15 protein-coding genes and 2 tRNA genes are annotated in these 23,748 nt (G+C 57.9%); 6 read left to right on the top strand and 11 right to left on the bottom strand.

Going from position 1 to position 23,748, the window contains the following annotated elements; genetic code table 11:
- Nucleotides 1-63 precede the first annotated feature (63 nt).
- From ACWXTG_RS03380 to ACWXTG_RS03370, 3 genes are all read right to left on the bottom strand, one after another.
- The gene (locus tag ACWXTG_RS03380) at nt 64-771 is read right to left on the bottom strand and encodes an endonuclease/exonuclease/phosphatase family protein (protein ID WP_407994831.1); all 708 of its coding nucleotides are present in this window, start codon (nt 769-771) and stop codon (nt 64-66) included.
- A 127-nt stretch (nt 772-898) separates the two neighbouring features.
- On the bottom strand, nt 899-3,088 hold the full coding sequence (locus ACWXTG_RS03375; RefSeq protein ID WP_480220685.1) for a VTT domain-containing protein: 2,190 nt from the start codon (nt 3,086-3,088) through the stop codon (nt 899-901).
- Nucleotides 3,089-3,130: 42 nt separating this feature from the next.
- Nucleotides 3,131-3,424: a hypothetical protein gene (locus ACWXTG_RS03370; protein ID WP_309565251.1), complete on the bottom strand. Its 294-nt coding sequence runs from the start codon at nt 3,422-3,424 to the stop codon at nt 3,131-3,133.
- Nucleotides 3,425-3,748: 324 nt separating this feature from the next.
- Here ACWXTG_RS03370 and ACWXTG_RS03365 point away from each other — a divergent pair, with 324 nt between their 5' ends.
- From ACWXTG_RS03365 to ACWXTG_RS03340, 6 genes are all read left to right on the top strand, one after another.
- On the top strand, nt 3,749-5,875 hold the full coding sequence (locus ACWXTG_RS03365; RefSeq protein WP_480220684.1) for an alpha-1,4-glucan--maltose-1-phosphate maltosyltransferase: 2,127 nt from the start codon (nt 3,749-3,751) through the stop codon (nt 5,873-5,875).
- A complete protein-coding gene (gene treS, locus ACWXTG_RS03360) occupies nt 5,872-9,276 on the top strand; it encodes a maltose alpha-D-glucosyltransferase (protein WP_480220683.1) in 3,405 nt (1,134 codons plus the stop codon). The genes ACWXTG_RS03365 and treS overlap by 4 nt, the downstream gene beginning before the upstream one ends.
- Before the next feature lie 40 nt (nt 9,277-9,316).
- Nucleotides 9,317-11,209 (top strand): malto-oligosyltrehalose trehalohydrolase, encoded by a 1,893-nt coding sequence (gene treZ / locus ACWXTG_RS03355; protein WP_480220682.1) that lies wholly within the window; start codon nt 9,317-9,319, stop codon nt 11,207-11,209.
- Entirely contained in the window at nt 11,202-14,027 is a 2,826-nt protein-coding gene (gene treY / locus ACWXTG_RS03350) for a malto-oligosyltrehalose synthase (RefSeq protein WP_480220681.1), read from the top strand. Before treZ ends, treY begins: the two co-directional genes overlap by 8 nt.
- 138 nt (nt 14,028-14,165) lie before the next feature.
- A complete protein-coding gene (locus ACWXTG_RS03345) occupies nt 14,166-14,441 on the top strand; it encodes a hypothetical protein (RefSeq protein ID WP_480220680.1) in 276 nt (91 codons plus the stop codon).
- Between the two features lie 209 nt (nt 14,442-14,650).
- Complete coding sequence (locus tag ACWXTG_RS03340; protein ID WP_309565245.1) at nt 14,651-14,809, top strand: DUF3309 family protein; 159 nt, start codon at nt 14,651-14,653, stop codon at nt 14,807-14,809.
- A 60-nt stretch (nt 14,810-14,869) separates the two neighbouring features.
- Here the strand turns inward: ACWXTG_RS03340 and ACWXTG_RS03335 are convergent, their stop codons facing one another.
- The 8 genes from ACWXTG_RS03335 to tig all read right to left on the bottom strand — a co-directional run bounded on the left by ACWXTG_RS03335 (nt 14,870) and on the right by tig (nt 23,684).
- Nucleotides 14,870-16,762 (bottom strand): SurA N-terminal domain-containing protein, encoded by a 1,893-nt coding sequence (locus ACWXTG_RS03335; RefSeq protein ID WP_309565244.1) that lies wholly within the window; start codon nt 16,760-16,762, stop codon nt 14,870-14,872.
- Nucleotides 16,763-16,965: 203 nt separating this feature from the next.
- Nucleotides 16,966-17,042 (bottom strand) — tRNA-Asp (locus tag ACWXTG_RS03330).
- 49 nt (nt 17,043-17,091) lie between these two features.
- Nucleotides 17,092-17,167, bottom strand: a tRNA-Val gene (locus tag ACWXTG_RS03325).
- Between the two features lie 20 nt (nt 17,168-17,187).
- Nucleotides 17,188-17,463, bottom strand: a complete 276-nt coding sequence (locus tag ACWXTG_RS03320; RefSeq protein ID WP_011479634.1) for an HU family DNA-binding protein — start codon at nt 17,461-17,463, stop codon at nt 17,188-17,190.
- 394 nt (nt 17,464-17,857) lie between these two features.
- The gene (gene lon, locus ACWXTG_RS03315; protein WP_309565243.1) at nt 17,858-20,293 is read right to left on the bottom strand and encodes an endopeptidase La; all 2,436 of its coding nucleotides are present in this window, start codon (nt 20,291-20,293) and stop codon (nt 17,858-17,860) included.
- Nucleotides 20,294-20,433: 140 nt separating this feature from the next.
- Nucleotides 20,434-21,699, bottom strand: coding sequence for an ATP-dependent Clp protease ATP-binding subunit ClpX (clpX, locus tag ACWXTG_RS03310; RefSeq protein ID WP_309565242.1), 1,266 nt, complete (start codon nt 21,697-21,699; stop codon nt 20,434-20,436).
- Between the two features lie 39 nt (nt 21,700-21,738).
- Nucleotides 21,739-22,380, bottom strand: a complete 642-nt coding sequence (gene clpP, locus ACWXTG_RS03305; protein WP_309565241.1) for an ATP-dependent Clp endopeptidase proteolytic subunit ClpP — start codon at nt 22,378-22,380, stop codon at nt 21,739-21,741.
- A complete protein-coding gene (gene tig, locus ACWXTG_RS03300) occupies nt 22,380-23,684 on the bottom strand; it encodes a trigger factor (RefSeq protein ID WP_480220679.1) in 1,305 nt (434 codons plus the stop codon). The genes clpP and tig overlap by 1 nt, the downstream gene beginning before the upstream one ends.
- Nucleotides 23,685-23,748 lie beyond the last annotated feature (64 nt).

The following is a 23,748-nucleotide window of genomic DNA, read 5'->3' as shown; positions in this document are numbered from 1 at the left end:
TTGTTCGTGTCATAAGGCGGGACGGCTTTTCTTGGCCCACCCCTATATTTTTCTAGACGCCCTTCAATACTCAAGCTCCACGACCAATGGCAAGTGGTCGGACAATTTCCTGATCCCCTTTCCCGGCAGCCGGTGTGCGGTGACCTTGATGCCGGGCGCGTCGTGCCAGGCGCGATCCAGGCGGAAGATGGGGCATAGTGAAGGAAATGTGGGCCTGCAGGACAACGGAGTGAGGTGCCGGTTGAGGTAGCGCAGCAGCGAGGACGGCACCTGCCATTCGTTGATGTCGCCCATGAGCAGGATGGGACTGCGCTCCTGCTCTTCCACGGCCTGCATCAGCCGCAGCAGGTTCTTCGCCTCGGACCTGCGCTCGAAGATGGAAAGCGACAGGTGGGTGCCGATCACCCGCAGCCTTCCCCATGGAAGCTGCACCAGGGCATCTGCCGCATGGCGCGGCTCCAGGCTGGGGTGGGTCTCCAGGTTATGCAGCAACCCGCGGATGATCGGATAGCGGCTGACGATCAGGTTGCCGTACCAGCCAGCCCCTTCTTGCATGCTGGGGCAGATCAAATGGTGCGGACGTTCCGGTCCGGCCAGCGTCTGCACGTCGCCGGACAACCCTCCGCGCGAGGGGCGGGTTTCCATTTCCTGGAAAACGCCGATGTCGATATCCAGCCGTTGCATCAGGCCGTGCACCCGGGCTAGGTCGCGCTTGCCATCCAGGCTGCGTCCGCCATGGATGTTGAAACAGAGCAGTCTTATTCTTTGCATGCATGATCGCTTCGAAACAAGAAAAGTGTATTAAGAGGGGCTAACGCGTTGTTGCCTTGCCGTACTACTTGTACTGTCTGCGGCAAAGGGCCTAGCCAAGACCGCTTCGCCGAGTTTGTCAGCCGCCCTAATTCGCATGCAGCCTACGCTGCCAATGCCGGGAAAGAAAATGCGTGCTGACGATCACCAACACCCACAACAACAGGCCGGCGCCTACCAGCACGGCATTATGCGGATCGGGATTCTTGAATAATGCCAATGCGGATTGACCGATGAACACCGAGACCAGTGTGCCCGGCAACAAGCCCAGCACCGTCGCGATCAGCAGCGTGACGAAAGGCACCTTCATCATGCCCAGGGCCAGGTTGACCACGGTGAACGGCGCGATCGGCAGCAGCCGCAACAGGGTCAGGCCCATGACGCCGCCGTCGCGGGCATATTGCGAAATCTTCTCCGCATGCCTGCCCAGCATGGCCTGCAGCGACTTCTTTCCCAAACCCAGCCCCGCCAGCCAGCCGACGCTCACGCTGATGAGCGAGCCCAGCATGGCGATCAGGAATGCCTCCAGAGGGGCGAATACGACCACGACCGTCCCGGTCATGACCATGTGGGGCAGGAAGACCAGCGTGCCCAGCACATAGGCAGCCAGCCCGGCAGGAAAGGCCCATGCAGTGTTCTGCACCTGCTCGAGCAGCGGGACTATCTTTTCCGGCGTGGCATATTCCGCGAGCGGAGTGACCTTCCAGGACAACGCAACCGCCGCTACCAGCAGAATGCCGGCGATCAGGCGGAAAGGAATGCGCCGCTTGCTCCTCCCAAACGCCCGGCGCGAAGTGAACAGGTCCGGCAAGATGGGGCGTGAAGGGTCGGCAAAACGCCGTGCCAGCCGGGTGAAGCGTTCGTGACGGTAGCGGTCGTCGTTTATCCTGCGCAGATGCTGGCGGCTGTGCTCCAGCTCGGCAAGAAACGCCTCCACAGGCGCATCAACCCGGTTTGCAATGCGCTCGATCTCTTCCAGCTCAAGCCCAGTATGCTCGCGGATGAGGTCGTTGCGTATGGCTGCGACCTGCTTGCGGTGCGCCTCGTCCCTTGCCTCGATGACGAGGTCGCACTCGCTGTCCAGCGTCATGGAACGATTGTTGATATTGCTCGAGCCTATGCGGAGGTAGCGGTCATCCACGACCATGACCTTGGAATGGATGCGTACCGGCGTTTCCTCGCCGTGCTCGCAGCTGAGAGGATAAGCCAGGGCAACACGGTCGGCCACGCCGTGCGATTCGACGATCTTGCGGAATATCACTCTGGCATGGAACATGGATTTACGCTCCATCACCCCCTGGGCGTTGTAACAGCTTACGAGCAGCACCTTCAGCCTGGGGTTTTCCCGCAGCCTTTGGTTTAATGCCTTCGCGACGGCACGGCGGGTAAAAAACTGGTTTTCCATATAGATAAAGCGCTCCGCCTTGGCGATCATGTCAATGTACAGGCGCTCGATCTGCTGGACTTGGGGTTGCCGGTGGAAACGCGGCATGGTCAACGAGACTCCCACCCCTACCCGCTCCATGACAGGCTTGATGCTGGCCGGCCAACTGGGCGGCAAAGCGTTGTGATGCGCCTGGCGCACCTTTGCGGCCCTCTTGCCGCCCCCGAAATGCCAGCGGTAGCGCACCAGGCGGGCCAGCACGGCAGCGACCGGCCCAGCTACCAGCACCTGGACATCGTGGTAAGGGTCGAAGCGTTTTTCGAGCCCCATTTTCATGCTGCCGTCCGGATCCAATCGGTCTGGATTGCGGGGATGGTGATGGCGGTTATCCCAGCGCGCGATCGCCACGTCCATGCCGCCGCAGAACGCCAGCTCGTCGTCGATCACGACCACTTTCTGGTGGTGGCTGGCCCCCAGCGGCAATTGCCCGTCAAAGATGAAATGCAGGTTGTCCGCCCCGCTCAGCTTCCATTTCGCCTCGGAAAAGCTTTCCCTCTCCGCTGAAAGGAAAACGGAGTAATTCCAGCGGTTGAGGTAAATCTGGATTGCGGGCGTCTGCCGTGCCTTCCACTGCAGGAGTTCGAACAATGCAGTCGGGCAAGCCTGCGCTTCCGCCTCGGCCCCACGGATGAGGTCGATGCGGCTGTCTATGTCCCAGCCGAGGATGAAAATGGAATGCTGCGCCCGGCAGATGGCCTCATGCAGGGCGCGATAGTAATTGGCGCAGTCGACCACAGGCGCCAGGTAGCTGGCATGCGAATACTTCCAGCAATTGTGCCCCAGGCGGAACAATGCGTTGCCTGGCGAGGAGTCCATCGCTGGGTTAATTTGCATCGGTCGCCCTCGGATAAATAGTTATTGGTATTGATGGCATTGCTATTGCCTGTTCCTAATATTTTTCTCGTCAATGTCCGGATTGCGGGTGCGCGGGTCGTTGGGCAGCCCCTCCGCAGGAACTTCGGGCGGGACGATCACGCTTTCACGCTCGCCCGGGACCGGAGGCGGAACCTTGAGGCTGTCGGAATCCATTTTGCAATCCGGCTTGCTGGTCGCGTCACTGTGGTCGCAAGGCGGCACCGTATTGTCTACAGGCGCGGGGTCTGCCTGTACGCCGACGACCATGACGCTCGTCAGCAGGAAGGCAGCAAGGCATATCGGACCATGTTTCATTTCCTATCCTCCAGTACTGTCGTTACTGTCAATGTGGAGACCATGCTAGCCGCTGTATGAATTGGCTAAGCTTTTGCCTATGAAACCGCTTATTTCGATTGCTTGCAACACAGCAAGAGATGCACATAAATCATGCAACATAATGATTATTAAGTAAAAAATATTTATTCGGAAAAGAATTCCTACAAACAAATCAGTAGCGCACTGATCGGTAGCAGCTCGTTCCCATTCTTATGATGAATCGACTGCCCTGGCGTTTTTCACGCCGGAGGCAATGTCCTGTACCACCCTCCTTTAACCGATCCATGCGGGAAATCATTGACTATGGCGAGAGCAGCCCGGCGTTCCGATGCACAAACACAGCTTCCTGCCGAACAGGGCGCTGGCAGCCTGAATTTTGAGTATTTGGCCTTGCTGGATGCCCCCAGGGTTGTCGTGGAACAGGTCAGCCCCTCCATCGACGAAGGGAGGTTTGCCGTCAAGAGATGCGTAGGCGAACCTGTGGAAGTGGAAGCCGATATTTTCATGGATACGCATGACAAGCTGGGGGCGCAATTGCTATGGCGGAAAAGCGATATCGATACCTGGCACGCAGTGCCAATGAAGCTGGTGGACAACCACCGTTGGAGCGCAAGCTTCACGCCTCCTGTTCCGGGCTTTTACCAGTTCGCGGTGGAAGCATGGCAAGACGAATTCGCCACCTACCGGGACGGCTTGTTGAAAAAAGTCCGGGCTGGAACAGATGTCGCGCTTGAAATACAGGAGGGCCAGCTCTTGCTGGCGCGGCTCCAGGCCTATCCAGGCCATGAGCCGCAACAGGGCTTCCTGGCGAAGGCCGTCAAGGCGCTGGAAGCGCCAGGGAACGCAAAGCGCCTGGCATCCGAGTTGGAACCATTGGAGCCCTCCGACCTTGACCTTTTTCTGCCAGCTTATGCAGAAAGCCAGCAGGACTTCCTGCGCATACTGCTTTCCGCCGAGTTGAGCGGGCACGTCCATACCCGGGACTTCGTGGTGCGCAGCCGTGAATTCCCGTTACGCATCGACCGAAAGACGGCGGCATTTTCCAGCTGGTACGAAATGTTCCCCCGCTCCCAAAGCGGAGACGCCTCCCGCCACGGCACTTTCGACGACGTGATCGAGCGCCTGCCAGCCATTCGCGCCATGGGGTTCGACACCTTATACTTTCCCCCTATCCATCCTATCGGCCGCCTCAACCGCAAGGGCCGCAACAACAGTTTGCAGGCCCAGCCCGGGGATCCCGGCAGCCCGTATGCAATCGGCTCGGAGGAAGGTGGCCATGACGCGATACACCCTGAACTGGGTTCCTGGGAGGATTTTCGCCGCCTGAGGGAGCAGGCCGCAGCGATGGGGATGGACCTGGCCCTGGACTTTGCGATCCAGTGCGCGCCCGACCATCCCTGGCTCACCCAGCACCCGGAATGGTTCGACTGGCGTCCGGACGGCAGTATCCGCTATGCCGAGAACCCGCCGAAGAAATACGAAGACATCGTCAATGTCGACTTCTATGCGTCCCAGGCCGTGCCGGATTTATGGCTGGCCTTGCGCGATGTCTTGATGCTGTGGGCAAGCGAAGGCGTGCATACCTTCAGGGTGGACAACCCCCATACCAAGCCGTTGCCGCTCTGGGAATGGGTCATCCGCGAAGTTCAGGATGAATACCCTGACGTGATCTTCCTGTCCGAGGCGTTTACCCATCCCAAGATGATGAACCGCCTGGCGAAGATAGGCTTCACGCAGTCCTATACCTATTTCACCTGGCGCAACACCAAGCAGGAGCTGACCGACTACCTGCTGACATTGAACGATCCGGCCCAGGTAGAGTTCTTCCGGCCGAATTTTTTCGTCAATACCCCCGATATCAACCCCCGCTACCTGCAGCATTCCGGCCGGCCGGGGTTTCTCGTCAGGGCAGCGCTGGCGGCGACATTGTCCGGACTCTGGGGAATATCCAGCGGCTTCGAGCTGTGCGAGGCGGAAGCCCTGCCGAACAGCGAGGAATTCCTCAACTCCGAAAAATACGAAATCCGCGCCTGGGATTGGCAGCGTCCCGGCAACATCATCGAGGACATCACCACGCTCAATAGGCTACGCAGCCAATACCCGGCCTTGCAGACCCACCTAGGTGTGGCTTTCCATACTTTCCACAACGACCAGGTCATCTTCTACTCCAAGCATGAGCCGGGTTCCGCCCTGCCCCATGAGCGCCTGATCGTCGTTGCCGTCAACCTCGACCCGCACCACGTGCAGGAAGGCACCATGGAATTGCCGCTGCACCTGCTCGGCCTGCAGGACCACGACTCGGTTGCAGTGGAAGACCTGACGCGCGGCTACCGCTTCGACTGGCATGGCAAATGGCAGCAGCTGCGCATGGACCCGCACGACATGCCCTACGCCATCTGGCAGCTGCAGAGGAAGGGGCCGTTACCATGAACAAGCGGCAATTGCAGAGAAAACTCAAGGCGGAAAAAGACTTGCGCTTCAACGACGACCCTTTGTGGTACAAGGATGCCGTCATCTACCAGGTGCACATCAAGTCGTTCTTCGATGCGAACAACGACGGTATCGGCGACTTCGCGGGCCTGATCCTCAAGCTCGACTACATTGTCGAGCTCGGCGTCAACACCATCTGGCTGCTGCCGTTCTACCCGTCGCCACGCCGCGACGACGGCTACGATATTGCCGAGTACAAGGGCGTCCATCCAGACTACGGCACGCTGTTCGACGTCAAGCGCTTCATCGTCGAGGCCCACAAGCGCAACCTGCGGGTCATCACCGAGCTCATCATCAACCATACTTCCGACCAGCATCCCTGGTTCCAGCGTGCGCGGCAGGCCAAGCCCGGCTCCGCGGCACGCAATTTCTATGTCTGGTCGGATACGGATACCGCCTACAGCCAGACGCGCATCATCTTCACAGATACGGAGAAATCGAACTGGACCTGGGACCCGGTGGCGGGCGCCTATTACTGGCACCGCTTCTTCTCGCACCAGCCCGACCTCAACTTCGACAACCCGCGCGTGCTCAAAGCCGTCATCAACATCATGCGCTTCTGGCTGGACCTCGGCGTGGACGGCCTCAGGCTCGATGCCGTGCCCTACCTGATCGAGCGCGAAGGCACCTCCAACGAGAACCTGCCGGAAACCCATGAAATCCTCAAGTTCATCCGCAGCGAAATAGACCAGAACTACCCGGACCGCATGCTGCTGGCCGAAGCCAACATGTGGCCGGAGGACGTGCAGGAATATTTCGGCGACGGCAGCAACGAATGCCATATGGCGTTCCATTTTCCGCTGATGCCGCGCATGTACTTGGCGCTGGCGCAGGAGGACCGCTTCCCCATCAGCGACATCCTGCGGCAGACGCCGGAAATCCCGCCCGCCTGCCAATGGGCGATCTTCCTGCGCAACCACGATGAATTGACGCTGGAAATGGTCACCGAGAAGGAGCGGGCTTACATGCTCAACTTCTACGCCACGGAAAGCCGCGCCCGCCTCAACGTGGGCATCCGCCGCCGGCTTGCGCCGCTGCTGCAGCGCGACAGGCGCCGCCTGGAACTGCTCAATAGCCTGCTGTTGTCGATGCCGGGCACCCCGGTCATTTACTACGGCGACGAAATCGGCATGGGCGACAACATCCACCTGGGCGACCGCGACGGCGTGCGCACTCCGATGCAATGGAGCCCGGACCGCAACGGTGGCTTTTCCCATGCCGACCCGGCCCGGCTGGTCCTTCCCCCGATCATGGATACGCAATACGGCTACCATGCCATCAACGTGGAGGCCCAAAGCAGCGATCCTCACTCCCTGCTCAACTGGATGCGGCGCCTGCTGGCGATACGCAAGCAGTACCACGCGTTCGGGCGCGGCAGCATGCGTTTGCTTTACCCCAACAACCGCAAGATATTGAGCTATCTGCGCACCCATATCCCGGGCGGCGAGAGCGCCGATGAAGAGCAGATCATCCTCTGCGTGGCGAATATCTCGAGCACTGCGCAGGCGGTGGAGCTCGATCTTGCCGAGTTCTCCGGCTACGACCCGATGGAAATGATGGGAGGCTCGGTGTTCCCGCGCATCGGGCAGCAGCCTTACGTATTGACCCTGGGCGCCTACGATTTTTATTGGTTCCGCCTGACCAGGAACAAGCAACCGCTCAACGGTGCAGGCGAGCAGGACGGCAGCCTGCCGGAATACCTCACCCTGGTGCTGAACCAGCAACTGACCAGCCTGTTTGCGCCGCAATTGCGCAGAACCATGGAACAGGACATTCTTCCGGCTTATCTCTCTTATCAGCGCTGGTACGCAGGCAAGCAGAAGGATACCCTTTCCGCGATCAAGCTTATGCTGCTGGGTGTGCTGGATGCGCTCGAGCCCGGGGAGCCTCCTTTCCTGCTGGGACAGGTCGAGGCTTCCACCGCCACAGGGAGTGAGCGCTACTTCCTTCCCATGGGCGTAGTGTCCGACGAACAGGAAACACCTGCGCTGGTGCGCAAGATGGCATTGGCCCATGTGCGCCGAGGGCCGCGTGTGGGCACCCTCACCGACGCTTTCGCGCTCGATGCCTTCGTGAGGGCCGTGCTTCACCACCTGAAAAACGACAGCACGCTGGACAGCGAGCAAGGCAGCATCCATTTCAACAGCACGGCATCGCTGCATCAGGTCGACTTTAAAACCGAGCTTGAAATCAGGCGTACGGACCAGGAACAATCCAACAGCTCGCTGATTATCAACGACCTGGCAGTGATGAAGCTCCTGCGCCGCGTGCAGCCCGGCATCAATCCCGAGCTTGAAGTGGCCCGCCACTTGGCCAAGGTCGGCTATGCCAATACGCCGCCGCTGCTGGGCGATGTCACTTTCACCGATGCCGATGGCATGCCGCATACCCAGGTGATCATGCAGGCGTTCGTGCATAACCAGGGCAATGCATGGCAGTGGACGCTGGACAGGCTGAACCGCGTGTTGCACGACAACCTCTCCGCCGACCTCATGAAACAAGCGCTGGCCGTGGACGATGCCAGCCCGCTCAAGGAATTGACCAACTTCGCCGCCATGCTGGGGCAGCGCCTGGCTGAGCTGCACATTGCGCTTACAAAGGATACGGACAACCCTAGCTTTAGCCCTGAGATATTTTCCGCCGCGCAGGTCGAGGCTTGGCGCGATAAGCTGCATGAGCAGGCGGACGATGTGCTGGCATTGCTTGACCGCGGACCATGGTCCGGCGATGCGGATGCCCAGCATGCATCGGCGATATGTTCGCGCCGCGAGCAGTTGCTCCAGACAATCGATGAGTTGGTGCAGCATGTGGTTGGTCAACCCCGCATCCGCATTCACAGTGATTTCCACCTGGGCCAGGTGCTGATGATTTCCGGCGACGTGATGATCATCGACTTCGAGGGCGAGCCGGCCCGCAGCCTGGAGCAGCGGCGTCAGAAAGACCATCCGTTCCGCGACGTGGCAGGCCTGTTGCGCTCTTTCTCCTATGCGGCCGCCCATGTGGAGAAGAGCGACATGGACAAGCCTGCCAGCGAGGATGCGGAGCGGCGCCAGGGGCTGTTGCGCGATTATGAGGGATGCTCGAAGCGCGCCTTCATGCAGGCTTACTTTGCACATTCCCATCTGCCCACGCCATCTCAAGCGCGTGATTCCGCTCCAGGCTTGACTGAAGAATTGCCTGCCGGGGATCAGGCCATCCTGAACCTGTGCCTGCTGGAAAAAGTGATCTATGAAATCGCATACGAGGCTGCAAACCGGCCTGCCTGGATCGGCATTCCCATGCGCGGCCTGCTCGGCCTCCTGGATGACATGCAGGCCGACGGCAATCCGGAACGACCTTGAGCCACTACCCCTCTCACTTCACCCTTAAGGATACGAGACAATGACTTTACAACTGCACATTGATGACAAGCAGGACGCCAAGCCGCATGCCCCTCAGGGAGGAAACACGCATTGCCGCTCGCTGCCTGCCGGTGCGCATATCGTGCAGCCTGGAAAGGTCATGTTCAGGATATGGGCGCCGAATGCGGAAAAAGTTTGGGTCGTTCTATCTGGGCCGCAGGCGGACGACGAGCCGCGCGCGCAGCAAGAGCATGAAATGGCGGCCGACTCCAAGGCAGGCTGGTTCAGCAATGAAATTGCCGCGGATGCAGGCAACCGCTACCGCTACCGCATCCTCAACAAGCAAGGCCATGAGCTCGCCGTGCCCGACCCCTGGTCGCGCGCGCAGGCCGAGAGCGTGCACGGCGACAGCCTGGTGGTGGACCCGCAATCCTACGTTTGGCGCCATGATGACTGGGCAGGCAGGTTATGGCACGAGTCGATCGTGTATGAAGCCCACGTCGGCTGCATGGGGGGATTCGAGGGCTTGCGCTCGGAATTGCCCCGGTTGGCCGCCATGGGGTTCACCGCGATCGAGCTGATGCCGATTGCCAGCTTCCCCGGCGGCCGTAATTGGGGATACGACGGCGTATTGCAGTTCGCTCCGCAGTTCAGCTATGGTTCGCCTGACCAGTTGAAGGCCTTGGTGGATGATGCCCACGGCCTGGGCCTGAGTGTTTACCTCGACGTGGTATACAACCATTTCGGCCCGGAGGGGAACTACCTGTTCCATTACGCTCCCCAGTTCTTTTGCCACGAGCACCAGACGCCATGGGGGGACGCCATCGATTTCGCCCAGCAGGAGGTCATCGAGTTCTATGGCGAGAACGCGCTCTACTGGCTGGAGGAGTTCCAGTTCGACGGCTTGCGCTTCGATGCCTGCCATGCCATCTGGGACCCGGCGTTCCTAGTGAATATTGCCGGACGCATACGCACCGAGTTCCATGGCAAGCGCCCCATCCACTTGATCGTCGAAAACGACCACAACTCGGTCACGCTGCTGCAGAACGGCTATGACGCCCAATGGAACGACGACGGCCACCATGCCCTGCATGTATTGCTGACCGGCGAAACCGGCGGCTATTACTCCGACTATGCGGACAACACCATCGAGCAACTGGCGCGCTGCCTGGGGGAAGGCTTCATCTACCAAGGAGAAATCTCGGCGCATCGCCACAACACGCCGCGGGGCGAACCCAGCAGCGGGATGCTGCCATCCAGCTTCGTCATGTTCCTGCAGAACCACGACCAGATCGGCAACCGCGCCTTCGGCGAGCGGCTGGTCACGCTGGTCCCGGAACCGGCGCTCAAGGCGGCTACCGCCCTGTTGCTGCTGAGTCCCCAGGTGCCGCTGCTGTTCATGGGGGAGGAATTCGGCGCGACGGAACCCTTCCTCTACTTTACCAGCCACGGCGACCCCGACCTGGTCAACGCGGTACGGGAAGGCCGCAGAGCCGAGTTTGCCGCCTTCCCCCAGTTCCAGGACACCTCGCTTGCAGACCGCATTCCCGATCCCAATGCGGAATCCAGCTTCGAGCAATCCATTCCCCGGGATGGCCAGACCGAGGCGCAAACCGCATGGCGCGAATGGATCACGCATTTGTTGCAACTACGCCACCAGTACCTGTTGCCGCACTTGCGCTTGTGTCGCGCGCTGCGATATGCCGCTTTCGGGCCTTATGCCGTCAATGCCCAATGGCAGCTGGAAAATGGCGACATGCTGACCGTCGCCGCCAACCTGGGCGCGGACCCTGCCGCCCAGCACCTCGACCAGCTGGTATCAGGCCCGGCGCAGGTATTGCTGGACCACGGCAATGCGCACGCCGCCCTGAAGGCTGGGGAAATGCCTGCCTACAGCATCTTCGCCTGCCTGGAGCATCCAGGCCATGCCTAGAACAGACATCACCGCCACCATCCGCCTGCAGTTCCACCAAGGCTTCACGTTCGAGGACGCATTGGCGCGCATCCCCTACTTTACCAAGCTGGGCGTCAGCCATATTTACGCGTCCCCTCTCTTGACGGCCCGCAGCAGCTCCACCCATGGTTACGATATTGTCGACCCGACCCAGATCGATGCCAAGCTGGGAGGCGAACCAGGATTCAGGCGCTTGGTCGAGGGTTTGCGCAGTACTGGCATGGGCCTGATCATGGATATCGTGCCCAACCACATGGGGGTGGGAGGAGCGGAAAACCCATGGTGGCAGCATGTGTTCGAATGGGGCCAGGCCAGCCCTTACGCTTCGTGGTTCGACATCGACTGGCATTCCAACGACCCGGCGCTGCATAACAAGGTGCTGGCCCCCTTTCTTGGAGACCCTTATGGCGATGTGCTCAATAAGGGTGAGCTGCGGCTGGCCCATGTTCCGGACACAGGACAAATCGTGGTGGCCTATTTCGACAACCAGTTTCCGGTTTCTCTGTTCGACTATACGGCCATCCTGCGACAGGCCGACAGTAAACTGTTGCGGCCATTGATAAGCCACTTGGAGGCGCTAGACCGGCAGCAGCCTTACCATGCACTGGAGAAAAAGGTGGCACAAGCCAGGCAAATGCTGCAGGCGTTGGCCGCCACGCCGCCGGGCAACGCCGCGCTCGATTCGGCCTTGGCCTACTATAACCAAGCCGACAGCGAGCACCGCCTGCAGCTCCATGCATTGCTGGAGCGGCAGCACTACCGCCTCACGTGGTGGGTCAATGCAGCGGACGAGATCAATTGGCGCAGGTTCTTTGAAATCAGCGAGCTGGCCGGCGTCCGGGTCGAGCTGGACGAGGTGTTCGAGGCCACGCACTCGCTCCTGTTCAGCCTGTATCGCGAAGGGCTGGTGGATGGCGTGCGGCTTGACCACATAGACGGCCTGGCCCACCCCCAGGAGTATTGCAACAAGTTACGGCAGCGCCTGCAGCGCTTGACCAAGCATAGGCCTAAGCACTTGCAGCAACCGCCCTACATCATCGCCGAAAAAATCCTCGCGCCAGGGGAATGGCTGCGCAGCGACTGGCGCCTTGACGGCACGACCGGCTACGAATTCATGGACCAGGTAAGCGCCGTCCTGCATGACCCGCGCGGAGCGAGGCCGCTGACTGACTGCTGGCAGAAATATACCGGTGATCAATACGACTTTGCCCGCCATGTGCGCAGCGCCCGCTATCAACTGTTATCGGAAAACCTGGTCGGTGAATTCAATGGCACAGCCGCTGCCATACACCGTATTGCGCGTGCCGAGATCCGCACGAGGGATTACTCCCTCGCAGCCATCAAGCGGGTGCTCACGGAAATCCTGGCGCACTTCCCCGTCTACCGCAGCTACGTGGGCAACAACGGCCCGGACCAGATAGACCGAGAGCTGTTCGAGCAAACGGCCCAACAGGCGCGCCGCACTCTTGGCCAGGTGGATAAGGCCTTGGTGGACATCGTGCTGGGCTGGCTAAGCGCGGAACTGGTCATTGCCGATCCTGGCAGTCCGCTTTCAGACCTCTCGCAACGCGCCATTACCCGTTTTCAGCAGCTCATGCCTGCGTTATGTGCGAAATCCATGGAGGATACCGCGTTCTACCGATTCGGGCGCTTATTGTCCCGTAATGAGGTCGGCAGCAATCCGGACATGTTCTCGCTTTCCACCGAAGATTTCCACCAAGCCTGCATCCAGCGCCACAAGCGCTTCCCGGTCACCATGCTGGCTACGGCCACGCATGACCACAAACGTGGCGAGGATACGCGCATGCGCATTGCCGCCGTGAGCCAGGTGCCGCAGCGGTGGGAATCGCTGCTACAGGAATGGCTTGTCCTGAACGCGCGCTTCCACCAGAATATCTTTCCTGAGGAAAACCTCGCTGTCAGTTACAGTGCGCCTCGTCCCCAGCATGAAATCATGCTGTACCAGATTCTCGCCGGGGCCTGGCCATACTATCTGCAGATCGATGACCGCGAAGGGCTGAAAGCATATGCCGAGCGCCTCAACCAATGGCTGATCAAGAGCATACGCGAAGCCAAACGCCTTTCGGGCTGGATGCAGGCGAACGAGGAATATGAGAATGCATGCAGCAACTTGCTGTTCAATATCCTCGACCCCGAACAAAGCCTGCCCTTCCTCCAGTCCGTGTATTCTTTCGTACAGGAAATCTCCGCGGCTGGCGCCGCCAACAGCTTGTCCCAAACAGTATTGCGCCTGACCACACCAGGCATCCCAGACCTTTACCAGGGGACGGACCTCTGGGACTTCAGCTTACTGGATCCGGACAACCGCTCTGCGGTGGAATATGAGCCTAGGGAACAGCTCTTGGCACAAACGGATTTGGACGAGAAAATCGCCAATTGGCGGAATGGCAGCATCAAACAGCACATCATTCAACAGTTGTTGCAATTCCGCAAGCAGCATGCCGCGCTGTTCAACTGCAGCGATTACCGGCCATTGGAGGTGAGCGGCTCGCGTGCCGCCCATATCCTGGCCTTCATGCGGACTGATGACCACAAGTCGCTGATCGTGGTGGTACCGAGGCTGACGGCCCCCCTCATGAAAGAGCGGCAACAATTGGCCATTCCCGCAGAAGTTTGGCAAGACACCGTTGTCCATCTTCCTGCAAAACTCAACACAGAGGCCTACAACATCGTTTCCGGGCTTTCGTACCACATCTATGCCGGGCAAATTGTCGTTAGTGACTTGTTTTCCAGGCTGTCCTGGGCGGCGCTCGCTGTCGACCTGATGCCTGAATAATCCAGTTGTATCAGTTTCTTACAACAGTATGCGTGCTTGGCTGATGTTGCGCAGGACGCCGCCCGGCCTATAGTGAATCCATCACAATCATGAAATAGGGGCGATCTGATGAAAAGCCGTTTCCATCACCAAACTCTGATGAATGCCGTAGAGGATGCGCACCATCATGCTGGTAACAAGCTGCAAAACTCCGAGGACAAAGGCAATGAGGAAGAAGCGATCAAGTCGTTGAAAGAGGCTTCCAACCCGCATGACAACGGCAAGCCCATCAAGCCCGACCCTGAGAGGCCTTATACTCCGGTGGAGCCTGACGAACCTGATGTCCAGCCTGAAATCATCGACGAAGATGAAGATGGACAGGGCGAGAAGATCGCGCCGCCCCCCGAGGGGTTCTTCCTGAAAGAAAACAACTAAACTGACAAGCGGGCGCCCCCGTGTCAACAGTGGCCGCTTATTTTCGCGCGAATAGTGTCAGATACCGCCGACAGCGGTTTAGGCGGCAGCCGGATAATGCCCTCAACCGTACCGCTGTTACATTCATGACACTCTGCTGGCATCCAGCCCGGCAGAACGCGGTCGCAGACCGTCCTCAATAATGTATTAAATCAACCGGAGGAGAATATATGCCTGTTTCTACCATTTTGTTGGTTATTTTGGTTCTTCTGCTTATCGGGGCACTGCCCAGTTGGGGTTACAGCAAGGGATGGGGCTATGGCCCTAGCGGCGGTTTGGGGCTGATTGTCCTGATCTTGATTATTTTGCTGCTGACAGGCCGTATCTGACGGTTCGTTTGATATCATGAAAAAAGCCCCTAACGGGGCTTTTTTCATTTCCAGTCCGGATCAAGGATTGACTTGATCGGAATTAAGCAACTGGCTGTTCACCGTGACCTTGCTCTTTTGTTTCAAGGAGCTGATATAGGCATGCCTATACTCCGCAGCTAGTGCCGCCTGCAACTGCGCCTTCGCAGCACGCTGCTCTTCATCGCTATCCACTGCAAACTTGACAGAGGTAACCTTGGTTAGGAGGTAGCCGTTGCGGTCTGCCACGCCGTTATAGGCTGGCAGCTTGACAGTATCCGCCTTGAACGCGGTGGATACCGATAAATCGGTCAGGCTTTGCGGATTGCGGCGATCCACGGTCACCGGCTCTGTCCAGTTGAGGGCAGCGGCCTTGCCTGCACGCAAATCGGCAAGCGCAGCTTCACCTTTTTCACGAGCCAGCTTGGCCGCTTTCTCTTGCTTCAGGAAGTCTTCGATACCAGCCTTCACTTCCTCAAAAGAACGGGCGGCGGCAGGCTTATGCTCTGCGACCCTGGCTGAAATCAGGTTATTGGGCGAAATCTCGACCGCTTCGGTATTGCGCTTGTCCTTCAACACTTCGTCACTGAACACGAAGTTCATCAACTTGTCGTTCTTGAAGAACTTTGCGCCGTCATCGCGGCTCAGCCAGCCGCTGGTCTGGACCTGCAAGCCGAACTCCTTGGCAACAGGCTCCAGGCTGTCCGCCTGCTCGTATACCATATTGCTGAAGTTCTCGGCTTGTTCGGAGAACTTAGCCAGGGCTTTCTGGTACATCAGTTCCGCACGGATCTGGCCTTGTGCGTTTTCAAACGACTGGCCGCTGCCGTGGATTTCGGTCAGCTTGATGATATGGTAGCCAAAATCGGTTTCGACCAGGTCGCTGATGGTGCCCGGCTTCATCGAGAACACCGCATCCTCGAAAGGCTTGACCATGGCGCCAGGGCCGAACAGGCCGAGGTCGCCGCCCTTGTCCTTGGAGCCCGGGTCTTGCGAATATTGGTGGGCCAGCTGCTCGAACTGTTCGGGGTCTTTTTTCACCAGGGCTAGCACTTCCTGTGCCTTTTCTTTGGCCTTCTGCTTTGCCTCCGGAGTGGGGCTAACGCCAAAACCGATGAGGATATGGCTGGCGCGACGCTGTTCGTCGCCCTGGAACTGTGCCGCATTCTGGGCGTAATATTCCCGGGCCTCCTCTTCTGTCACCTGTTGGCTAGGAATCAATGCATTCGCGGACAACAGAACGAACTCAAGCTTGACCTGTTCCGGCACCTTGAACTTGTCCTGGTGCTCCTTGTAATAGGCATTGATTTCTTCCTCAGTGACCTTGACCTGGGAAATGTAGTCCGCGGTCTTGAATTCGGCGATGCTGACTTCCCGCGACTGGTGCTCGATCTTGATCGCATTGTTGGCAACGCCGTTGGGCACGAAGGCCAAGGCGGACAGGCCTTCCCGCGCCTGCATCGTCAGCAGGTCGCCGCGGACCTCGTTTTCAAACTGCGAAGGCGTACGGCGGCGTTCCGCCAGGAACTGGTCGTATAGCTCTTGCGAGAATTTGCCATCCTGGTGGAATGACTCTTCCTGGGTAATGTAGTTGGAAAGCTGCTCGTCGCTGACGACGAACTTTGCCCGCTTGATCTCATTGGCCAGCAATTTGCCTTCGACAAGATGGTCGATCACGGCTTGCTTCAGTTCAGGGCCATCGATCACGGCTTGGTCGACCTTGCCCTCGCTTTGCAGGCGGTTACGCAGGTTTTGCAAGGCGTTGCTGTATTCTTGCGCGGTAATGGATTCCCCCCCGACCTTGGCAACAGCGACACCTGAGCCTGCATCGCGCAGATAACTATCAACGCCGACCAATGCAAACGGGATGGTAATGGCAGCTAGGATGACTTTGGCCAGCCATCCTTTGGAACGATCACGAATTGCTTCCAACATAACAATATGCCTTCTTTATTTTCAATCTTTGAAATAATCAGCCCGAACCAAGACCGACTTGTAAACCTAACTCTTGAATATACCACACATGCTGAACGCAAGACATGCCTAGTCCAGGTAATGAGGAAGCGGGAGGAAAATTTGACTATCGAGGAAACGGCATGCTGAAAACAAAAAAGCGAACCGGACGGTTCGCTTTTTCTTGGCGGAGCGGACGGGGCTCGAACCCGCGACCCCCGGCGTGACAGGCCGGTATTCTAACCAACTGAACTACCGCTCCTTGACTTCGCGTTGCTTTCTCCAAAACCAACGACTTTTACGATGATTGATGGTGGGTGCTGACGGGGTCGAACCGCCGACATTCGCCTTGTAAGGGCGACGCTCTACCAACTGAGCTAAGCACCCGTCTCAACCAACGAAGACCGCTAGTTTACAGCATCTTTGAGCGCTTTGCCAGCCCTAAATTTGGGAGAATTGGCAGCCTTGATCTTAATTGTGGCGCCAGTGCGGGGATTGCGGCCGTTGCGTGCGGCACGTTTACCAACATAAAAGGTACCGAAGCCGATCAGGGTAACGAGCTCACCCTTTTTCAAAGACTTGGTAATTGCAGCAGTTGTAGCATCTAAAGCACGACCAGCAGCAGCTTTGGATAGACCAGCAGATTTAGCAATTTGCTCAATCAGTTCAGACTTGTTTGCCATGTAAATCCCCTTTCGACATTGTTTAAGAACAGGTGCGAAAAGACCCTGTGCCCTGCTTTATATCAAGCGGAAAAAGGCTATGTCAAGCCTTTCCCGCGCTAAGAGCCTGTTTATAATATTTTTATGAGGTACGTTGTCGCGGCAGAGTAGTAGAAGCAAGACGCAAACCGCACGCATGCGGATTGTCACCGGGTTCGTCCGGCGAGGATTACAACGCAGCAGTTGCCGCGCTGCCGGGGCAACTAAAGACAACATAGCTCCAACAGCACCCGTTCGGCGTTGCAGCCCTTGGCAGGCAATGAGCATTACCTGTGGACTGCGCCTTTCGGCCGCGTGTCGGAGCTATGCGTACCCTATCATAGAGATTGCAAACAGGCTCTAAAAATACCCAGCCTCAATGTTTCGTCACAGGGGATGGTTTGCTGGTTTTGCCTTTGGGTTTGACTTCTGCCACAGGCACCTCGGCATCGGCTGATTCCGGCATGTGCTCAAGCGCCAGCTGCAACACCTCGTCAATCCACTTCACCGGGTGAATATCAAGGTGGTTCTTGATGTTGGCAGGAATATCGCCCAAATCCTTGACGTTCTGCTCCGGGATCAGCACGGTCTTGATTCCGCCACGGTGCGCGGCCAGGAGCTTCTCCTTCAAGCCGCCAATCGGCAGCACCTCGCCGCGCAATGTGATTTCCCCGGTCATCGCTACATCTGAGCGCACCGGTATATTGCTCAATACCGATACCAGCGCTGTCGAGATGGCAATACCGGCACTCGGGCCATCTTTGGGCGTGGCGCCCTCAGGCAAGTGGATGTGAATGTCATTCTTTTCGTAGAAGTCTTCGGAGAAGCCCAAACGCTTGGCCCGGCTACGCACGACACTCATCGCGGCCTGGATGGACTCTTGCATCACTTCGCCCAGTTTGCCGGTAGTAATGACCTTGCCCTTGCCTGGAAGCAGGACGGACTCGATCGTCAACAGCTCCCCTCCTACCTCGGTCCACGCCAGGCCTGTCACCTGGCCGACCTGGTTTTCCTTCGCAGCCACGCCATAGTCGAATCGTTGCACGCCCAGGTATTTTTCCAGGTTCTTCGGGGTGACGGTTACCTTGCGGGCGGCTGTGCCAGTCTTGGGCTTGGAAGTCAGGATTTCCTTGACCACCTTACGGCAGATCTTGGAGATTTCTCGGTCGAGGCTACGCACTCCGGCCTCGCGGGTGTAGAACCTGACAACATCGCGGATCGTCGCTTCGGAAATGCTGATCTCGCTTTCCTTCAGGCCATGGGTCTGCAATTGCTTGGGCAATAGATAGCGCATCGCAATATTGACCTTCTCATCCTCGGTATAACCGGCCACGCGGATGACTTCCATACGATCAAGCAACGGACCAGGGATGTTCAGGGAATTCGCCGTCGCGACGAACATGACGTCCGACAGGTCGTATTCCACCTCGACATAATGGTCGACGAAAGTATGGTTTTGCTCAGGGTCCAGTACCTCCAGCAGCGCAGAGGATGGGTCGCCGCGGAAATCCTGGCCCATCTTGTCGACTTCATCGAGCAGGAACAACGGATTCTTGACCCCTACCTTGGTCATGCTTTGCAAAATCTTGCCGGGCATGGAGCCGATATAAGTACGGCGATGGCCGCGGATCTCGGATTCATCGCGCACGCCGCCCAACGCAACCCGCACGAACTTGCGGTTCACGGCCTTGGCGATGCTTTGCCCCAAAGAGGTCTTGCCCACGCCGGGAGGTCCGACCAGGCACAAGATGGGCGCCTTCAGCTTGTCTACGCGCTGTTGCACGGCGAGATACTCCACAATGCGCTCCTTGACCTTTTCCAGGCCGTAATGGTCGGCGTCCAGGATATCCTCGGCAATGCCGAGGTCGCGGCTGATCTTGGTCTTTTTCTTCCATGGCAGGCCGACCAGGGTTTCAATGTAGTTGCGCACCACGGTAGCTTCAGCCGACATCGGCGACATCATCTTGAGCTTCTTGAGCTCGGAATTGGCCTTGGTCAGCGCGTCTTTGGGCATGCGCGCATCGGCGATGCGCTTTTCCAGCTCTTCGATGTCGGCATTTTCGTCCTGCTCGCCCAGCTCCTTCTGGATGGCCTTCACCTGCTCATTCAGGTAGTACTCGCGCTGGCTTTTCTCCATCTGGCGCTTCACGCGGCCGCGGATGCGCTTTTCTACCTGCAGGATGTCGATTTCGGATTCAAGCAGGCTCAGCAAATGCTCGAGGCGCTCGGACACGCTGAACATCTCCAGTATCTTCTGCTTTTCCTCGAGCTTCAATGTCAGGTGGGCGGTAATGGTGTCGGCAAGACGGCCCGCATCGTCGATGGTGGCAAGCGAAGTCAGGATTTCAGGCGGGATTTTCTTGTTCAGCTTGACGTATTGGTCAAACTGCGTGAATACGGTGCGCATCAAGGCCTGCGTCTGGCTGTCGTCGCCTGCCGGGCTTTCGATTTTCTCCGTGCGGGCGGCAAAGCATTCCTGGGTTTCGACGAATTCCAGCACCTTTACCCTGTGCAGGCCCTCGACCAGCACTTTCACTGTGCCATCAGGCAACTTGAGCATCTGCAACACTGTCGCTACTGTGCCGACCTCGTAAAGATCCTCGGCATCAGGCTCGTCCTTGTTAGGGGACTTCTGTGCCACCAACAGAATTTGCTTGTCTTGCTCCGAGGCAAGCTCCAATGCCTTTACCGATTTTTCGCGGCCAACAAACAATGGGATGACAAGATGCGGGTATACCACCACATCGCGCAGCGGCAACAATGGTAGCAAGCCAGATTCTGGGGAGAAAACCGGTAATGTTTGTTCTGTCATGAGGAAACTTTCAATGTTGTCAGCAGCAAGGCAACATGCCGACCGCTTTATACATCAATGGGGACAAGCACCGTCACTTCAAGTGCCCGTGCTTGGATTTTCACATAAAAAAGGCTGCAGAGCAGCCTTTTGATCCGAGTTTAACTTGCAGTCTCGAGCCTGGGCTCGTCTGCATAAATCAGGATAGGCGGGGAATCACCCTTGATCACGCCTTCGTCCACGACTACCTTGCGCAGGTTGGGAATGGAGGGCAGATCGTACATGATTTCCAGCAAGGCATGCTCCATGATAGAACGTAGACCACGAGCACCCGTCTTGCGTTCCAGCGCTTTCTTCGCGATCAGGTGGAGCGCTGCTTCCCGGAACTCGAGATCGACGCCTTCCATCTTGAAGAGCTTGGTGTATTGCTTGGTCAACGCGTTCTTGGGTTCGACCAGGATCGTGACCAAGGCGGCCTCGTCCAGGGACTCCAGCGTGGCGACGGCAGGCAGACGGCCCACGAATTCCGGAATCAGGCCAAACTTGATCAGGTCCTCGGGCTCGACATCCCTCAATACCTCGCCGATCGCGCGCGCATCCTCCTTGCTCTTCACTTCCGCACCGAAGCCGATGCCGCCCTTCTCGGAACGGCGGCGGATGACCTTGTCCAGGCCGTCGAATGCCCCGCCGCAGATAAACAGGATGTTGGTGGTGTCGAGCTGGACGAACTCCTGGTTGGGATGCTTGCGGCCACCCTGCGGCGGCACAGAGGCCACCGTACCCTCGATCAGCTTGAGCAAGGCTTGCTGCACGCCCTCGCCCGATACGTCGCGGGTAATGGACGGATTGTCGGACTTGCGCGAGATCTTGTCGATTTCATCAATGTATACGATGCCGCGCTGTGCTTTCTCTACGTCGTAATCGCACTTCTGCAGCAGCTTCTGCATGATGTTCTCGACATCTTCGCCGACATAGCCGGCCTCAGTCAGCGTAGTGGCATCGGCCATGACGAAAGGCACATCCAGCAACCGCGCCAAGGTTTGCGCCAGCAAGGTCTTGCCCGAACCCGTGGGCCCGATCACCAGGATATTGCTCTTGGCGATCTCGACGTCATCCTTCTGGCCGCCCTGCTCCAGGCGCTTGTAGTGATTGTAGACTGCCACCGACAGGTTTTTCTTGGCCTGCGTCTGCCCAATCACGTACTGGTCGAGAATGGCGCAAATTTCCTTAGGAGTCGGCAATTTGCCGCTCTTCGGCTTGAGGCCGTCTTCATCCTGAATTTCTTCACGAATGATATCGTTACACAAGTCAACGCACTCATCGCAGATAAAAACGGACGGGCCGGCGATCAGCTTGCGCACTTCGTGCTGGCTTTTGCCGCAAAACGAGCAATAAAGTAACTTTTCGCCCTCGGCTTTTGTCGTCATCAAACTATCCTAAAAATAAACTAAAGTTTGCCTACTATGTTATGCAGCATCTGCCCGGCTGGCAATCAACTTATCCACCAAGCCGTACGCCACCGATTGCTCGGCGCTCATGAAATTGTCGCGGTCGGTATCCTGGGCGATTTTCTCGACAGGCTGGCCCGTGTGGCTGGCCAGGATATAGTTGAGCTTCTCGCGCAGGAACAGGATTTCCTTGGCATGGATCTCGATATCGGACGCCTGGCCCTGGAAGCCGCCCAGCGGCTGGTGAATCATGACGCGCGAATTGGGCAGGCAGAAGCGCTTGCCCTGCGCGCCTGCCGCCAACAACAAGGCGCCCATGCTGGCCGCCTGGCCTACGCACAAGGTGCTGACATCCGGCTTGATGAACTGCATGGTGTCATAAATGCCCATGCCTGCCGTTACCGAGCCGCCTGGGGAATTGATATAGAAGTAGATATCCTTGTCCGGGTTTTCCGCTTCCAGGAACAAAAGCTGGGCGACCACCAGATTGGCGGTGGCATCATTGACCGGGCCAACCAGGAAAATGATGCGCTCCTTGAGCAGGCGGGAATAAATGTCATAGGAGCGCTCGCCGCGGCCGCTCTGCTCGATGACCATGGGGATATACCCCAGGCCTTGTGCCTCAAACTGGCTCTGCGCAGTTGCAGGATAATGAATCATTAGCTATTTCCCATCAGGTCGTCGAACTTGACTTTCTTGTCTGTGACTTTGGCGGACTTCAACACCCATTCCACCACATTGTCTTCAGTGGCCAGCGCTGCGGGTTCGTCCAGGCGCTTGGTATCGGCGTAGTACCAGGTCACTACGTCGTCAGGACGCTCGAAGCTTTGCGCGAAGACATTGACCATGTTGCGGACCTGGTCGGCATTCGCCTGCAGGTTCTCCCTGTTGACCAGCTCGGAAAGGATGAGGCGCAGGCTTGCATTCCGCTTGGCTTGCTCTTCAAACAATGCAGGCTCGAGGTTGACGTTGGCCAGGTCGACGCCGCGCTGCTTGAGGTTGTTTTGCGTGCTCTGGATCAGGCGGCCGATTTCCGCATTGACGAATGCCTTGGGCACTTCCAGCGCAGTGCTCTCCAGCAGGGCCTGAAATGCTTGTTCCTTGAGCTTGGCGCGCACGCGCTTTTCCACTTCCTGCTTCAGGCTGGCGGTGATTTCCTCGCGCATCTTTTCCACGTCGCCATCTTCCACGCCCAGACTGCGGGCGAAGTCGGCATCGAATTCAGGCAATTTCGCCTGTTCGACCGAATTGAAGGTGACATCGTAACTGACGGTTTTGCCTGCGAGTTGCTCGGGCCTATGGTCTTCCGGATAGGCAATTTCAAATACCTTGTTACTGCCTGCCTTGTTGCCGGACAGTTCGCTCTCGAATGCCGGGAATCGTCCGCCTTCGCCGATGATCAGGTCGAGGCCGTTCTCATCGGTACGCTCTACTTCCTGGCCGTCAATGGAGGCGATCAGGCTGATGTTGATCTTGTCGCCTTTTTTGGAGGCGCGCTTGACTGGCTCGAATGTGGCGCGCTGGCGCAGCAATACGTCTATGGTTTTCTTGACTTCGGCTTCGCCCACTTCGAGCGCAGGACGCTCGATCTTCACCTTGGAGAGGTCGCCTATCTTCACTTCGGGGAAAACTTCAAAAGTCGCGATGTACTCGATCTGTTGATCTGCCTCGGCATAAGGCTTGTGCTCGATGTTGGGGTATCCGGCCACGCGTAGCTTGTTTTGCTCGACAGCATCGTTGAAGCTGCGCTCTACCGCATCGGAAAGCACTTCGTTGCGCACTTGCGCACCGTATTGTTGACGCACAATATTCAATGGCACCTTGCCCGGGCGGAAGCCCGGCAGCTTGGCAGTACGAGCCAAGCGGTTGATACGCTCATTTACTTCTGATTCCAGCGGCTGTACTGGTACGGAAACCGTCATCCTGCGCTCAAGATTGCTGATGGTCTCAACGGTTGCTTGCATTGCTGTGTTCCTTAAATCGAGTTGTTTGGCCTGGCGCACCATGCCGACAATACAGCGGTCGCGC

It is taken from the genome of Methylobacillus sp. DLP286, assembly GCF_056636515.1.
This window is presented reverse-complemented; position numbering and strand designations above follow the sequence as displayed.